15 protein-coding genes and 1 pseudogene are annotated in these 14,568 nt (G+C 68.6%); 5 read left to right on the forward strand and 11 right to left on the reverse strand.

Translation table 11 applies throughout. The features are described 5' to 3' along the window. The first annotated feature begins 357 nt into the window (after positions 1-357). On the forward strand, positions 358-1,176 hold the full coding sequence (locus tag FGW37_RS00005) for a hypothetical protein (protein ID WP_179079123.1): 819 nt from the start codon (positions 358-360) through the stop codon (positions 1,174-1,176). A 138-nt stretch (positions 1,177-1,314) separates the two neighbouring features. On the opposite strand, the gene FGW37_RS00010 is transcribed toward FGW37_RS00005, so the two are convergent. The 4 genes and pseudogenes from FGW37_RS00010 to FGW37_RS00025 form a co-directional block, all read right to left on the reverse strand. Continuing rightward, the gene (locus FGW37_RS00010) at positions 1,315-2,259 is read right to left on the reverse strand and encodes a hypothetical protein (protein WP_179079124.1); all 945 of its coding nucleotides are present in this window, start codon (positions 2,257-2,259) and stop codon (positions 1,315-1,317) included. 362 nt (positions 2,260-2,621) lie between these two features. Continuing rightward, positions 2,622-3,191, reverse strand: coding sequence for a maleylpyruvate isomerase N-terminal domain-containing protein (locus FGW37_RS00015; protein WP_179079125.1), 570 nt, complete (start codon positions 3,189-3,191; stop codon positions 2,622-2,624). Between the two features lie 250 nt (positions 3,192-3,441). Then, positions 3,442-3,983, reverse strand: a pseudogene (locus tag FGW37_RS00020) (transcriptional regulator). A gap of 144 nt (positions 3,984-4,127) precedes the next feature. Next, positions 4,128-4,766 carry a DUF6193 family natural product biosynthesis protein gene (locus FGW37_RS00025; RefSeq protein ID WP_246430174.1) on the reverse strand — a complete coding sequence of 213 codons (639 nt, stop codon included), beginning with the start codon at positions 4,764-4,766 and terminating at the stop codon, positions 4,128-4,130. 558 nt (positions 4,767-5,324) lie between these two features. Here FGW37_RS00025 and FGW37_RS33030 point away from each other — a divergent pair. Further along, positions 5,325-5,570 (forward strand): hypothetical protein, encoded by a 246-nt coding sequence (locus FGW37_RS33030; RefSeq protein ID WP_246430175.1) that lies wholly within the window; start codon positions 5,325-5,327, stop codon positions 5,568-5,570. 237 nt (positions 5,571-5,807) lie between these two features. Here the strand turns inward: FGW37_RS33030 and FGW37_RS00035 are convergent, their stop codons facing one another. The 4 genes from FGW37_RS00035 to FGW37_RS00050 form a co-directional block, all read right to left on the reverse strand. After that, positions 5,808-6,668 (reverse strand): nucleotidyltransferase domain-containing protein, encoded by an 861-nt coding sequence (locus tag FGW37_RS00035; RefSeq protein WP_179079126.1) that lies wholly within the window; start codon positions 6,666-6,668, stop codon positions 5,808-5,810. 50 nt (positions 6,669-6,718) lie between these two features. Further along, a complete protein-coding gene (locus FGW37_RS00040; protein ID WP_179079127.1) occupies positions 6,719-7,219 on the reverse strand; it encodes a hypothetical protein in 501 nt (166 codons plus the stop codon). Between the two features lie 57 nt (positions 7,220-7,276). Then, positions 7,277-8,572, reverse strand: a complete 1,296-nt coding sequence (locus tag FGW37_RS00045) for a helix-turn-helix domain-containing protein (RefSeq protein WP_246430176.1) — start codon at positions 8,570-8,572, stop codon at positions 7,277-7,279. A gap of 394 nt (positions 8,573-8,966) precedes the next feature. Further along, positions 8,967-9,848 carry a hypothetical protein gene (locus tag FGW37_RS00050; RefSeq protein WP_179079129.1) on the reverse strand — a complete coding sequence of 294 codons (882 nt, stop codon included), beginning with the start codon at positions 9,846-9,848 and terminating at the stop codon, positions 8,967-8,969. Positions 9,849-10,312: 464 nt separating this feature from the next. On the opposite strand from FGW37_RS00050, the gene FGW37_RS00055 reads away from it, so the two are divergent. Beyond that, positions 10,313-11,257 (forward strand): methyltransferase domain-containing protein, encoded by a 945-nt coding sequence (locus tag FGW37_RS00055; protein WP_179079130.1) that lies wholly within the window; start codon positions 10,313-10,315, stop codon positions 11,255-11,257. A gap of 30 nt (positions 11,258-11,287) precedes the next feature. Here the strand turns inward: FGW37_RS00055 and FGW37_RS00060 are convergent, their stop codons facing one another. Both FGW37_RS00060 and FGW37_RS00065 read right to left on the reverse strand, forming a co-directional pair. Beyond that, complete coding sequence (locus FGW37_RS00060) at positions 11,288-11,428, reverse strand: hypothetical protein (protein ID WP_179079131.1); 141 nt, start codon at positions 11,426-11,428, stop codon at positions 11,288-11,290. Between the two features lie 37 nt (positions 11,429-11,465). After that, positions 11,466-12,389, reverse strand: coding sequence for an LLM class flavin-dependent oxidoreductase (locus FGW37_RS00065; protein WP_179079132.1), 924 nt, complete (start codon positions 12,387-12,389; stop codon positions 11,466-11,468). 116 nt (positions 12,390-12,505) lie between these two features. Between FGW37_RS00065 and FGW37_RS00070 the strand changes: the two genes are divergently transcribed. Beyond that, positions 12,506-12,910: a helix-turn-helix domain-containing protein gene (locus FGW37_RS00070; protein ID WP_179079133.1), complete on the forward strand. Its 405-nt coding sequence runs from the start codon at positions 12,506-12,508 to the stop codon at positions 12,908-12,910. Between the two features lie 498 nt (positions 12,911-13,408). Here the strand turns inward: FGW37_RS00070 and FGW37_RS00075 are convergent, their stop codons facing one another. Then, positions 13,409-13,939 (reverse strand): DUF6790 family protein, encoded by a 531-nt coding sequence (locus FGW37_RS00075; protein ID WP_179079134.1) that lies wholly within the window; start codon positions 13,937-13,939, stop codon positions 13,409-13,411. A gap of 56 nt (positions 13,940-13,995) precedes the next feature. Here FGW37_RS00075 and FGW37_RS00080 point away from each other — a divergent pair, with 56 nt between their 5' ends. After that, positions 13,996-14,412, forward strand: a complete 417-nt coding sequence (locus FGW37_RS00080; protein WP_179079135.1) for a MarR family winged helix-turn-helix transcriptional regulator — start codon at positions 13,996-13,998, stop codon at positions 14,410-14,412. The last annotated feature ends 156 nt before the right edge of the window (positions 14,413-14,568 follow it).

Here is a 14,568-nt window from a genome sequence, read left to right on the forward strand (position 1 = left end):
GAAAACCGTCGGCTGCCAGCCCAGTGCGGCGGGAACGCCGCCCGTGTGCATGCCGAGCCCGTCGAGCAGGCGCGCGCCGGCCTTTCCCACCCGAGCCGCCCTCGCTGGCCACGCCGCGCGGATCCCGGCGGATCCCGGCGGCGGGAAAACACATCAACGGTCCTCTGCAAACCGGTCCCGGCACCACACCACCCAACCACCCGCCGACAAGTCCCTACACCACCTGGAACCCAGCAAACAAAAGCAAGGCCACTGAAATGCCTTCGAAACGCAGACGCCAGGGCGCGGCGACGCCTACGAAACCACCAGAACCAGCCCCCCGGCCGGGCGCAGCGCAGCCGGCAGGACGAGGAGCGTGTGCGGCAGGCCCGCGGGCAGCGGGACCGTCCCCGGGCGGCCCGGGGACGGGCGGACGCCGCGGCTGCGGCCGCGCGGCTGAAGGCGCTGCAGGCCGACCAGGCGGTGCGTGAGGCATACGCGCGTGCTGCGGAGTTCGTCAGGGATGCTGTCGAGCCACAGCGGGAGGCGGTACGGGGGCTCGAGGCGGCAGCACGTGAGCCGGCGGCGCGGCTCGAGGAGCTCGCGGAGCACCTCAGGGAAGTCGACGTCCTGCGTAACCTGGAGCGTGACCGCGATCGTCTGGAGGTGGCGAAGAACACCGCGCAGGAGGAGTTCAAGAGGGCGGAGGAGGACGTGAGTGACCACGTCAAGGCCCTGGTGACGCGGTGGTCGCTCTTCTTCAAGAAGCGCATGAAGGCCACCGACGCGCAGGTGCGCAGTGCCTCCGTCGACGCCGAGGACTTCTCTCCCCTGGTCAACGGCCGCTCCTTCGAAGACCAGGCCGTGGCCGGCGCGGTTCTCGTCAGAGTCAGCATCAACGCCATGCTCGCGCTGCGGGACCTGATGTGCGAGGTCCCGGCCGTCCGGCTGCCGGGCTTCCTCATGATCGATTCCCCACTGAGCGGCCTCGGCACCCACGGGCATGACCTGGAAGCCTGCGAGACGCTGCTGCACGTTCTCGTCGACTGCGCGATCCGGCCCGATAACCAAGGGCACGTGCAGCAGGTGATCTGCGCGGTCAACGACCCACCCGACCAGCCTGTCCCGGCAGTCCGCCAGGTTCTGGTGGACAAGACCGACCGCTACATCCCCGGCCTCCCCGCCGACCTGGCATAACCCGCCGGAGGCTCCCCGCAGCCGGACCGGCTGCAGGGAGAGTCTTGGGGAGTATCCGGTCCGTCCCGTTACGCCCTGTCGTAGTCCGGGTGGTGCCGCAGGGCTTCTGCTCTTCCGGTTCAGCTGCCGGTGCCAAAGCTATCGGGGCTTCTTCAGTGCCGGTTCGCTGTAGAGGAGCTCGACGAAGTCCTTACTCGGCGGGTAGCCGCCGGAGCGCTCCTTGGCGAAGGCCCGCAACGCGGCGCGACGGGCTGCCGCAGTCGTCGCCTGGGCAAGGACACCTTGGTCAGCAGCTTCCTGGGCCAGGTCCGGCAGGTTGGCGGTGAATCCGTCGTACATATGCTTTGCTGCCTCGGCGACCCGGGCCGTGGCCTCTTCGCCGGCGTCGTACCCCAGCCGGCTCAGCCCGTTGTACCGCCGTGAGCGCAGTTCCGGGAACTCGCGCAGCAGGATCCGTTCACGCTCGGCCCTCTTCGTCGCCTCGCGGAAGGCCGGGAGCTCTTCGAGGTGGCGGGCGATCCGGTCGATCTCCTCGGGGGTGGAGGGCGGGTCTTCCTCCCGGGCTTCCTGTTCTTCCTCGTGGGGGTTCTCCTCGACCTCGTCCAGTTCGCCGGCCAGTTCCTGCCACCACAGCGCGTCGGCGTGCCAGCTGTGCACGACCGCGCCGGCCGCGAACTGCAGGACGAGTGTCCGGCACCGACCGTGCTGTTCGCGGGCCCGGCCCTGGAGTGCCGTTACCTTCTTCCGGTCGCGGACGTCCATGAGAGCGAGCGTCTCCTCCTCGGGGCCGAACTGGGCGGCGTCGAAGAGGTCATCGTTGTAGTAGACGAAGGGCGCGTTCACGTGTGCGGCCAAGGCGAGGAAGTCCTCAGCTGACATGGCCACGGGGCTGATCTCACACACGGCGTAGTGGCCTGTGAGGACCGCCCGCAGCAGGCGCAGGCCGTGAGAAGCCGCCCATCCGGCCAGGCCGGCGCGGATGGAGTCGAGTTCCGGCAGCACGTCCCCCTCAGGCGCCGCAGAAGACACGGGCAGGGCGGAGGGCGGGTGAACCGGGGCGACGGATTCGGGCTCGGTGTGCATGCGGCCTCTTTCGTCTTCAGGCAAGGATGTCAAGGTGCCAGCAGCGGACGGCGGTGTGCCAGTCCTCTACAGAGTCGCCCTTCGCGGGCGGAGCGTCGGTTCACCGACGCCCTCGGACGCGGCAGCCTGGTGTTCTAGCGCCATGACGCTGTTCATCGCGCTCCGGGCCGTGCTGGCACCAGCCCTCACCTGATCGAGACAGCCCGGACACACCAGCGCAGAGCAAGCCCCGCACTGTCATCAGCAGCGCCCGAAGACCCAGGCTGCCCACAGGACGGGCCCGGACTTCCGCGCCGTCGGAGGACCGGGCCCGTGCCGTATGCCCCGCCCCGGTCGGCTGGTCTTCGCCGGGGTCAGGTCGATCAGTTAGATCGTGCTGCTTCCCACCTCCATGAGCTTTGGCGAGGGAGACCGTCGAGTTCTCCGCGGCCGGTGCACCACAGGAGTACCTGAGTGGGGTCTCCGGACGGGGCGGCGAGGAAGAGCCGGTCGAGTACTGCTGCGCACAGCGGTGCTGGAGGCAGCCAGTCCACAGACAGTCCCTGCGTGATGTCGTAGGTGTGGAGCAGGGTTTCGGCGACGCCCATCGCCGCGAACCCTTCAGGGTCGCACGGGCCCCAGTGCCAGGCCCTCAGGGCCGGGCTGGCTGTGGCCAGGGCGCTGCTGAGCAGTCTGCCGCAGGCGGTGACGGCCTGGAGTACTTCGGCCGGTGACGCAGTGGGGCGAACGTTCAGGTCGATGGGAAGGTAGGCGTCGGCGGGCTGTGCTGCCAGCTGTCCTGCGTAGGCCAGCAGGTCGTGGCCGATGTGGGCTGCTGTCTGCCAGCAGGTCCATTCGAGCAGCCCCGCCGGCACCGTCCAGTCCCCGGCGGTATGGGGGCCAAGCACCCGCAGCATCTCTGCCAGGGCGGCGTCGACGTCCTGATAGTCCATGAAGAGCTCCTCGCGGCCGGTGTTGCGGGAGTGGTCTCTACCGTTGGCGGCTCCGCGTGCAGCGACGCGGGCGCCCACTCGATTCTCACTCCGCCGGGCATCTGGCACGACCACCCCAGCGGATGTCTATCTCGCTGCGGATACGGTCACATTCCCGGCGTTGTGCGGCGAGTACGCCGGGGGTGGCGGGCGTTGGCGTTTCGCCAGCGCAGCCAACGCCACCGACCACCTCCTGCCGCGGGCCGGTCTTCTACGCGGCGAAGCCAACGTTCGCGACGTACTTGTACTGGCCCCACTGCGAGCCCAGGTCGACGATCGTGTCATCCCAGACCGCGTCGAGGCCCTGGTCGTCGCCGGCCGCCCAGGAACCGAAGATCCTGTCCCAGCGGCGGACGTTCATCGCCCGGTACTCCACGACGGGCTGAAGCGGGCGGGGAACCTGGGACTGGTTGAGGGGGTGGATCTTGGATCTTGGATCTTCACCCGCGTGCCACGACCGTCCCGGTTCAGGCGTTTGAGGAGGTGACGGGCGACGTTCTGCCGGCGCACCACCCGGTACGCCGTGTCGATCCGGGCCAGGTGCGCCTTCGACGGCACTCTCTTGCCCTCCAGCCACGCCTTCAGCGTCCGGTCAGTGACCGCCAGCCCCGCCTCCCGCGCGGCCTGACGGCTCCTGCCCGACCTCGTCAGGTAATGCAGACGCGCTATCCAGCCGCGCCTGGCAGTCACCGGCGGCGCGATGCCGCCCGCGAGCTCATCAAGCTTGCGGGCAACCGCGTCACTGCCCCTGATGCCCCGGGCCCCGAACTTCCCGAAGTCGAGGTTCTTCCCCGGCGCTACTCCTCCTCCCCCTCCGTTGCGGCGTGCTCGGTGGTGACGCGGCGCATGCCTGGTCGGCAGGCGTCACCAAGAACGATCACTTGGCACACATCAGGGTCATCCGCCGAGCGTGACCGGGCCGAGGCCGGACGGCAACTGGCGCACGGCCAGCGCCACGGCCTCGTTCGCCGTGGCGAACCGGCCGAGATCCTGACCGGCCAAGCCCCTGCCCACCCCGTAGGTGCCATCGCTGTTCGCGGTCAGGCACGGTCCGACGACGTTAAGGCGCGGGCGGGTGGTAGTCGACAAACGCAGCACCCAGTGGCTCGTAAACGGATAAAGGGCGCGCAGCGCCGGCTCGGCATGCGCCGCCTCGATCAAGGCTTGGTAGGACCCCTGCCAGACGTACTCCAACTCGCCCGCCTCCTGGCGCAACATGCGCCATTCGGATTCCGTCAGAGTCGCGGGATCATGGTCGGGCACCTCGAAGCGGCCGGTCAGGTGCACGAAAGGTGCCTCCCGGTGGATGTCGTTCAAAGACGCTCCGTCGTGCCAGGCCCGGGCGGACCTGGCGACATCCGCCAGGTCGTGCGTCGTGCCGTCGATGAGGGACGAGCCCTGGAACGGCTCCGTGCCGCGGACCGACCACCGCCGCTCATGCGACCATGCGGTGATCTGCAGCGGCTCGCGGTGCGGCAGGGTGCTCGCAACGGTCGCGTGGAAGAGGGGAGCGGAGTCCAGTGGCGAGACTGCCACAGGCCACGACATCGGGGTACAGGGCGTCGGGATCAACAGAACTGGGCACGGACCCCGATTGTGCACGACCCGCCGATACCCACAGCGCCCGGCCCCTCGTCATCGCAGCGCCCCCGGCCTGCCCGACGACAAGCCTGCCCGTGCCTGCGCCTGCGTCTGTGCCGTCAACTGTGCTTCTGTCAAAGCGTCCTGGACATGCCGTCCCGGCGGCTGGAACCCCACCCCAGACACAGGAACGGGCATCCCCACGTCAGCCGTCCATCAGGTGTGCTACGCGTAACACGCAAACCATGACAGCCATTTCCTCACCCCATGACAGCCACGAAGCCGTGCTATCGGCACCCGGCAAGAGCAGGCCAACACCCCTTTAACCGAAACCCAAGCCCGCCGACACCCAACCCACTGACACCACACCGCCCAATCACAGCATGGCCGAAGTCCTGGAGATGCGCCGGCACCCGGACCTCACCCTGCCGGTCAACTACATCCTGGAGACGACAGGCCCGCCTGCTACTCGTCGACGACATCAACCGCGCCTCCCCGCAGGACCTGGCAGGCATGCTGCCCTACTTCGACTACCTGCGCGACAAGATGGGCATCTCACTCGTCTTCTGTGGCACCGGCGCCAGCCACCTCCTGCACCAGGCCCGCATCCTGGCCCGCGACCTGACCCGCATCAGCAAGGAGAACCAGGCACGGCTCGAACAGGCCGGCCGCCCCGCGGCACCTGCATCTCCCTCACCCACCTCATCTCCACCACCGCCGTCACCGCGATCCGCACCGGCACCGAAAACATCAGCATGAAGGAGATCGACGCCGCAACCACCCAGCTCAGCACCTGAAACAAACCGTAGCCCGCAGTTGGCCGCGCTGGTCCGGCGCTCCCACCCAGAACTGCCGGATGGCCAGAGCCCGACCGCTGCGCGCTGTCCGCCCCGGCAGGGTCCACTTCCTCGCCTCGGCCGGTGACCGGCAATCATCGGCCCCGCTCGTAGCTCCCGGACAGGAGTCCGGCTTGATCCCCACACCGGGGCGCACCTGTCACGGGTAGGGCAGGGCGGAGCGATCCTGGACGGTGATGTGGAGGGCGTGGAGTGGCTGGGTGCGGGTCGGGCGGATGACCTCGAACCAGTCGGTGCCCTCTTTCAGGTGGTGGGCGATGCTGCAGTAGTGACGCCAGCCGAATCCGACCCCGGTCTGCCACACCGTGTCGCTGTAGCGGCTGCCGATGACCGGATCGCCGTGGAGGTAGACGGAGTCGAGAGGCCGGGCGTTGGCTTCTAGATGGGCAAGGACAGCTGCCGCGGCGCGGCGCAGCGGGCTGGTGTCGCTCCAGCGGGCGAGTGCCTCAAGGGCTGCGGGGTGGCTCGGGTGGGCATCGGCCAGCTGGAGTTGCTGGACGGTAGCGGCCTTGCGGTCGACCAGGGCGGTGAGATCGATGCGGACCGGGCGCGGGGCCCAGCGGTCGATGCCGTCGAAGGCCTCGATCATGTGGTCGCGTGGTGCGCGGCCTGCTGCGGGATCCGGGGTGATGGCAGCGAGTCTGGCGCGGGCTGCGGCCACGGGTTCGCCTCGGGTCCACAGCATGGTCAGTTCGAAGCCTTCCGCTTCGAGGGTCTTGCGTTCGCCGAAGTGGATCTGCAGGCCACGGTTGTTGCCCTTGAGGGCGCGTTTCATCGACGCGGAGGGGTCACGGCCGTAGGACAGGGCGTGGAGGAATTCGGAGGTGAGACGGTCGTCCGTGCGGTGCTCTACGACCATGTCGACGTCTGAGGGGTTCAGTGCGCCGCGTGCGTAGGATCCGAAGACGAGGATCTCGTCGACGAGGTCCAGCGGCCAGCCTCCCTCCTCCAGGCGGTCGAACATCTTGTTCAGGAGCGTGGTGGCGCGCTCGCGTTTCACGGAAGACCTCCGCTGGTCGCTTCGATTGCCGGTGCCTTGGCCTTGGGGTTTCAGCCAGTCTGCCGTGAGGCGGCGGGGGCTCGGGAGATGATCGTGCTGAGGTTCCCGGTGTAGGTGGTGCCCAGTTCGGTCACGGTTCCGGGGAAGGGGCCCGGGCCATGGCGCAGGGCGCTGACGTAGTTCTCGGGCAGGAGCACACGGTCACCGACTTCGAGTCTGCCGGGGCCCCTCCAGCGGTATCCGTAGCCGTCGACGGTGACGGCCTGGTCACTGTCGACCTCGAAGCGGCGGTTCCTGGCGTCGAGTTCTTCCCGCAGGGCCCGTATCTGACGCTCAAGGTGTTCGACCTGTGCGGCCTCTGTGCGTTGTCTCCACTCTCTTTCCTGCGCCCGGCCGGTCTCAAGGCCCTGCCGGTACGCCTCCACGAGGGTTCTTTCGTGGTCGGTGGTGTGCAGTTTGCACGCGAATCCTGGACCGGAGAACTGTGCACGGCAGGGAGCGCCGGACTTGGTGGGGCGCCCGCAGGGCCGGTGATGTACCTCTTCGAACACGAGAATTCCTCACGGGGGTGGTGGACTGGCAGCAGGGGGTGTGGGCGCGGTGGCGTACTACAGGGTGACCGGCAGCGAGATCACCGGCTGGGATATGGCCTGCGGGATGCAGGCGGGGACGGTGTGGCCCGCCTGGGCACAGATCAGGGCGAGGAGTTGGAGGTAGCCGAGGGAGACGGGCCGCCCGGGGAGCTTGCCAGTTGCCTGTTCGAATCGCTGGAGGGTAGCGGGCTTGATGCCGAGGTGGCCGGCGGCATCGTGGAGATCGAGCCCTGCGGCTTCGCGGGCTTCCCGGAAGGTTTCAGCGTTGTCGTGCCAGACCTGCGGCGCGGCCTCGGCGGTGTCCCGGGCAACGGCTGCGCGGGCAGTGGCGAGGACGGCCTGGATTCGGTCGGTACGGGGGCCGAGCAGGAACCGGGCCAGCCGGGCAGCGTTGGCCTCGCGGTCGACGCCCTCGCTCCAGGGCTGGGAGGCCTCTTCGTACACGCGGTCCCGGGCCTTGGCGCAGTCCTCGCGCTCACCGGGGCCAGCGCCGTAGGTGCGGTGCCGGTCACTGGTGCAGGCCAGCGTGCTGTCCTTCGCAAGGTCCATGTCGCGGTACTCGTCGTCGGTCTCGATCTCGTCGATGACGTCCCGGACCTGCTGGCGTTCCTGTGGAGACAAGACACTCGCGAGTGCCTCCGCGGCCGCCTGGGCCTCGGGCCGGCCGGCGGGTTCGAAGCCACCACCCCAGGCATGGGACGCGTGTGCCCCCTCTGCCTTTTGGAAAGCCACGCCGATGGCCTCGAACGTGTGGGGGCTCCAGGCATGCACCATCAGGAGAATCTCCCGCACTGCCTCCTCGCGAGCGGCTGGTGGCGTCTCGGCTGCGGCCCGTCGGCCGCGCCGTGATCCGGTGTGGGCCAGCCAGTCAGTGAACGTGTGCGGGTGCCGGGGGTCGGGAAGATCCGCGTTCTCGAACCACCGCGCTGCCCGCACCACACAGGCGTGCGCGTGCTGGATGACGGCGTACCAGCCGAACAAAGCCTCCCGGTAGTCGTCGATGTGCCGGTCTACGGAGAAGGCGCCGGTCTGTGTACGGCAGTGCTGCGGGCATTCTGCCGCGTGCACCCGGTAGAGGGCGGCCCGGGTCTCGGGGAACGTCAGCAGAGCGGTGTTCAGGTGCTCATTTTTGGGGCCGCGGTCGCGGCGCTTCTCGAGCCCGTGGTCGAGGAAGACCTGGAAGCGGGGTTCCTCACGCCAGTGGGCCGCGGCGCTGCGGACGCGGACGTCGCTCTGCCACGCTCCGGTCGCGATGACCTCCCGCAGCGACGAAGCCACGTCACGGCGCAGGGCCGCACCCAGTGTGATCAAGACCGGCAGGCACTGAGGATCGTCCCCCAGCGCGGATATCACCAGAGTGACGTCATCGTGACGGTGAAGATGACGCTGGAACACGAACGACCCCCTGAATGCAGCAGACCCCAACTGCCTCGCACCGTGGTATGGAGGCAAGCCCCCATCCTGCACGATGCCTAAGACATCCGGCCCGCACTCCCGCGGATACGGCCGACGAGGTGGCGTGTGTGCTGGGCCGCTGCCCACCGCAGTCCGTCCGCCGTTGCGAAGGCCATCTCCCTAAGACGCTGCCGTGCCCAGTCCAGCGCGTCCTGGATGTCCTCGCCCACCGGCTGTTTCCCCCATGGTTCTCCGCTCCCCCTCGGCACTTCGGTGTTCCTGTTCAGCCGCTCACCGCAGCGACTGCGAGTCAGCTCGAGCCCGGACTCGTCGGTGCCCCGGCGCTGTCTCCTGCGGCGACAAGGTGGTCCGCCGGGGCGCTCTCCGGCGAAGCGGGGCGCCGGAACGCTGCGCTGAGCGCGTGCAGCTCGGCACGGCGGGCCCGGAGGAGCTCCTCGGGTCGGCGCAGGGCCGTGTCCAGAAGCCACACACCACCGCGGAACGGCTGGAAGCCGATGCTCTCCCACAGCGCGGCAATCTTCTTCTTCGCCCGGCGGCGATAGGCCTCGGTGACCTGCTCACCGTCTTCGGGGTACTCACCCATGGCGGAGTACACCGCTACCGCACAGCAGCCTGCGGATAGGCGGCGGATCGCTTCGGCTGCCAGGACCGGGCCCAGCCCGAAGCCTCGCCATGCCTTGTCGAGGCTGACGCGGTCGAGGAGCAGCAGATCCCCGACAGGATGAGTGACCACCTTCTCGAACGCGGCGCTGTAGCCGTGGTGTCCGGTTCGGCCAAGGACGGCGGAAGCGATTACCTCGAGATCGCCGGACTCGGCGTCCGCCGCCTGCCACCGATTGCCGCCAGTGTGGTCACGCAGTCTCCACAAGGTGAGGTGCCCGACCTCGGAGCCCGCGGCCGGAGTGTGTCCGCCTCCGCCTCCCCCTTCTTCCTCTTCCCACTCCTCCTCACCCGCCAGACCGTAGGTGACCGCGACATGCCAGGGTTCCAGAGTGTCCTCGTAGTCGTACGGCACCGCGGGATGACCATGTGCGTAGTGGAGGTGAAGACGAGCGGGATCGCCCGGGAGCTCGGTGGCCGGCCGTGTGAACCGTGCTGATGTCATGGCAGAGAGACCAGAAGCGGGCACCGACGTCCTGCAGGGAAACGGTCCGAGCGCGATCCCGGACACCGGCCGGCCCCTCTGGCCTCCAGACCGGGAGCGAGCCGTGTCATCGGTATATCGAAGAACAGTTCCCTCCTCGCGGGCCGACACCGCTCGGTCAGCTCTGCCAGCGGCCCGGAAGGCCACGCGCCTGGCCCTGCCGCCGCCACTCAGCCACGACCTGTCAGACGACCAATCCACCCCGGACCACGCAACAACAAAGGAATCCCACACTGATCACTACATTCCGAGACGATCACTGAACGTGCACCCCGGAGCCTCCCCGACTGCGGACGTCCACGGAAAACCCAGCTCAGATACACACCACACCACAGCAGAGAATCCTGAAACGATCGCTGGATCCCCAGGCCAGCACACCATTCCCACAGTGATCACTAACGGATCTGTCAGTGCGGGGTTCGCCGGCTGTGTGAGACATCCCTCTCCCGTCGTCGTGGCGCTGGTGGCCCGGGAAGGTTGACCATGTAGTCATGACCTCCTCGCCCCGCCCGCCGCACGTCGGTGGCCCACCGGATCCGATAGGCGGGACTACCGCGCTCGGCGGAGAGTCCGCTCCCGCCCGCGGGTACCTGCTGGACAACGCGCGCGCCGAGGCGGGCGAGCGATTCGTTTGGCTGGCCGAGCTGTTCGACGGTGTGACGCGCGGGCACTTCGATCGACTGGGCGTCAGGGCCGGCTCGCGCTGCTGGGAAGTGGGGGCCGGCGGCCCCGGTATCCCGGAGGCGCTCGCGGCGGCCGTCGGTCCGACCGGGCACGTGCTGGCCACGGACATCGACCCGTCGTGGCTGAAAGCAGGTGACGGGTACGAGGTGCGCCAGCACGACGTCGCCGCTGATCCGCCCCCGGAGCCAGGGACGTTCGACCTGGTGCACGCCCGGCTCGTGCTGGTCCATGTACCCGACCGGGCCCGCGCGTTGGCCACGATGGCGGCAGCGCTACGGCCCGGCGGCTGGCTGCTGGTCGAGGACGCCGATACCGCTCTGCAGCCACTGGCATGCCTGGACGACAGCGGCCCTGCGCAGCGGCGGGCCAACCGGCTGCGCGACGCGGTCCGGGAACTGCTGACGCGCCGCGGCGCGGACCTGCGCTACGGCCGGACACTGCCGCGGGCATTGCGTCAGGCCGGCTTGGTAGATGTCGCCGCGGCGGGCTCTTTCCCGGTCGGCGGCCTGGCTTGCGACCGGCTGGAGGCGGCGACCATCCGGCACGTGCGCGGCGAGCTACTCGCGGCCGGCCTGGCCGACGACGCCGAGATCGACGCACACCTGGCCGCCATCCACGCGGGCAAACTCGACCTGACACTCGCACCGCTGATCTCAGCCTGGGGACGCCGTCCAGCCGAGCACCCTCCGGCACTCGGTGAAGTGCGGATCCAGGCGTTGTCCGAAGATCATGGAGTTCTCGGCGCCCCGTGATCCGGGTGGAAGAGCGTGCCTGCCGACGCATCATGCCCGGTCCTGGCTGCTCTTGACCGACTCCGCGAGCAGCCCGGACCCCGCCCTGAGGAGATCCCGCCCCCGGTTCCGGGCGATGCGGAGCTTCCTGCGGGATGACATCAGCTTCTGGGGCGCCGCCGAGGTGCTCATCTGTCTGTTCATTTGTGTGTGTCTCGCTTGCAGGGGCTCAGCTGAGCAGGAGCTCGTGGGTACGAGCGAGCAGGTCGTACTGTCCGCGCAGGTTGCTGCCTGACAGGTTGATGACGAATGTGTGTGCACCCGCTTGGAGGTATTGATCAAGTCGTTCGGCCAGCTTCTCGGGTGGTCCGCTGACCACAAGGCGGGTCGCCTGCTGCTCGGACAGGCCCTGTTCACCGGTCAGCGAGCGCAGGTAGCGGATCAGGCGCTGGTGTTCCTGGCGGTTCTGCTCGGTGTCGGTGCTCAGTGCGGCGAACACCGTGGTGCCGATCTCGGGTGTCTGAGCGCCTGCTTCGGCTGCCATCGTCGTCAGTTTGGCAGCTCTCTCGCCCAGTTGTGCGGGTTCGAGCAGCGATGCAAGCCATCCGACGCCGTGGTCGAGGGCGCGCCGTAAGGCGCGGTCGGACATGCCGCCCACCCACAGCGGCGGCGCGGCAACGGCGGGTTCGAGCGTCATCACCGGCTCACCGGGTACGGTCAGCAACTTCGTCGGCCGGCCCGCGAACAGGTCGGGCAGCGCCCGTAGCATCTCCTCGGTCCGGTGGCCCCGCCCGGCGAATGGGACCCCGCCCACCGGCCAGTCCTGCGGGTGTACGCCCGCGCCGACTCCCAGGACCACGCGGCCACCGGACAGATACTGCAACGACGACAGCTGTTTGACCGCCCAGGCCTGCTGCCGCAGCGCCAGCAGCAAGACCCCGAAGCCGATCCGCACGCGCTCGGTGACCGCGGCGGCCGCGCTCAGCGCGACCACGCTCTCCAGGAAGGGGGTGTGCGCGCACAGGTGGTCGCCTGCCCACACCATGTCCAGCCCGACCTGCTCGATATGCCGGGCCAACGAGGGGATCTCACCGATGTTCTTATCGCCGCGCTCGACGAAAGTCGGAAGGCAGACACCAAGGTTCACTGGCATGCCGGTCCTTTCCCGTGTGGGCGGCCGCGCTACTCAGCCCTTCGAGGGGTGGCGGCCTTCGACGTTCGGTGAGGCTGACCTTGCCTGCTCAACCAGGGTTGAGCTCAACTGGTTCGATGAACGATCTGGCATCGATCCGGCAAGTCGCCGACCACTTCGATCTGCCCATCTCGACGTTGCACTACTGGGAGCGCCGCGGACTCATCACGCCCTACCGGCACTTCGGTCATCGCCACTACAACGCCGATCAGATTTACCGGATCGCGCTGATCCGTCTGTGGCGGGCTACCGGGCAGATGTCCCTCGACGAAATCGCCGCGGTCCTTTCCGAGCGTCCGGATACCTCCGGCTGGCGCGAGACCGTCACCGCCCGGATAGCCGCCATCGAAGCGCAGCTGACCCAACTGGATACCGCACGCAGCTACCTGCGCGGTCTGCTCGAATGCCGGCACGACGATGCGCTCGAGCATTGCGAAGGCTTCCGCGCCCAGGTCACTCTCCCGGCAAAGAATCATCAGTGACGCGTACCGTTCGGGCACATCCCGGGGCGCGTAGTGCTGTTCGGCGCGGCCGTCCGGGCGCTGTGTGGGCCTCAGCCATTGACGTAGGTGAGGCTGGTGGCGCCGTAGCGGGTGCCCGCGATGTGCTGGGTAGGGCGGCGGCTTCGATGGCGCGGCAGTACGGGCAGCCGCCCTCACCAAGGACAACGACATCCCGCACCTGACGCAGAACCTGATCACCCAGTACGTGGCGGACCTTCGGACACGGCACCTGCTGTGACCGATCCCAAGGGAGACCGGGGGCGGTCACTGACGAACTACGGTCGACGGCCAGGCTGTGACATGAACCCCTGAGAAGGCGTCAGTTTGGCAGTGAATTCTGACGTGTGCTCTTCGCGCTCATCTCTTCCAACCGCCGAACAGGGGCAACCGCCACTGACCGGTCCGAGCTCGGGGTACGCGGGAAGGAACCGGGCTTGAACATGGTGAAACCAGCTCGGCGGATTGTGTCGGCTGCCCTCAGGCGTGGGCTGCGGTGGCGGGCCGCTCGGACGTGGACAGACGTTGCGAGCGACGGGCAAGGATGATCATGACGGCGGGGAAGAGCACGTCGCAGACCAGGACCCCGCCGCCGTTGCCCGGAGCGTGGTTGCCGTTGGCGAACCACTGGTACACGTGGCCGATCACTGCGCCCCAGAGGAACATGCCGGCGCCGAGGCCGACGGTGATGCGCTCACGGGCCGTGGCCGAGGGCGAGGCGGCGCGAAAGCCCATGACGGCGAGAGCGAGGTTGGCGAAGGCGATCTCGAACTCGAACGGGCTTCGGTTGAAGCCGATCGTGGCGGCCATCCCGTCCGGGATGGTGACGAACGCGATCGTCAGCCACAGGCTTCCGCAGCCGAGTGCGGCGACGGCCCACCACCGCTGCCAGGTTTCCAGTGCCGCTCGGCGGGAGGGGCTGTGCCGGGTGCGGATCAGCGCACCGACAGCCGCTACGAGCACCCAGACCAGAGGTAACGCGGACTGCACCGCGTAGGAGAACTCACTCATACCAAGAGTCTTGCATGGTTAATATTAACTCCGCAAGACTCTGGTACGCTCGGCCCATGGACGACGGGCTCGCTGACTTGCTGCATCGCGTGGTGTTCCTGCTCGGGGAGGCCGCGCGACAGCGCGACGACGGCTCCGCCGGGCTGAGTTACAGTCAGATGCGCCTGCTGGGGACCCTGGAAGACCTGCAACCGGTGACTCAGCACCGTCTGGCCCAGGCGCTGTCGGTCTCCGACCCGGCGATCAGCCGCGCACTGCGCCCGCTGGAGGCAGCCGGGCTCGTCCAGGTCCGCCCCGATCCCGACCACGGACGGCGACGGCTGGTCAGCATCACCGACGCCGGCCGCAAAGCCTTCCACGAAAGCGGGAAACCGCTCTACGACGAACTGCGCAACGCCCTGCTCGAGGCCGGCTTCCCCTACGAGCGGTACCTGTCCGACACCGTCCGGCTGGTACAGATCCTGGAGAAGTGAAGTGGCGGGCGGATACGGTGCAGGTCTTCCCGGTCCGCCGCGATGCGCCAGCCCCGATCGAAGCGTGCCCGCCCCAGCGCCGCCGCCAGGCCGCGGCTACCGAGGCCGCCGCCCTGCGCCGGGCCCGGGCGTCGTCGACACCAGTCCCGCGCCCGT

It is taken from the genome of Streptomyces rectiverticillatus, from assembly GCF_013394065.1.
In the GTDB taxonomy this organism is placed as follows: Bacteria; Actinomycetota; Actinomycetes; order Streptomycetales; family Streptomycetaceae; genus Streptomyces; species Streptomyces rectiverticillatus.

Coding starts and splice junctions, on each gene's coding strand:
- FGW37_RS00065 (WP_179079132.1), bottom strand. CDS start 12,389: ATGCCAGTGAACCTTGGTGTCTGCCTTCCGACTTTCGTCGAGCGCGGC.
- FGW37_RS00060 (WP_179079131.1), bottom strand. CDS start 11,428: ATGAGCACCTCGGCGGCGCCCCAGAAGCTGATGTCATCCCGCAGGAAG.
- FGW37_RS00015 (WP_179079125.1), bottom strand. CDS start 3,191: ATGGACTATCAGGACGTCGACGCCGCCCTGGCAGAGATGCTGCGGGTG.
- FGW37_RS00080 (WP_179079135.1), top strand. CDS start 13,996: ATGGACGACGGGCTCGCTGACTTGCTGCATCGCGTGGTGTTCCTGCTC.
- FGW37_RS33030 (WP_246430175.1), top strand. CDS start 5,325: ATGCTGCCCTACTTCGACTACCTGCGCGACAAGATGGGCATCTCACTC.
- FGW37_RS00010 (WP_179079124.1), bottom strand. CDS start 2,259: ATGCACACCGAGCCCGAATCCGTCGCCCCGGTTCACCCGCCCTCCGCC.
- FGW37_RS00070 (WP_179079133.1), top strand. CDS start 12,506: ATGAACGATCTGGCATCGATCCGGCAAGTCGCCGACCACTTCGATCTG.
- FGW37_RS00075 (WP_179079134.1), bottom strand. CDS start 13,939: ATGAGTGAGTTCTCCTACGCGGTGCAGTCCGCGTTACCTCTGGTCTGG.
- FGW37_RS00055 (WP_179079130.1), top strand. CDS start 10,313: ATGACCTCCTCGCCCCGCCCGCCGCACGTCGGTGGCCCACCGGATCCG.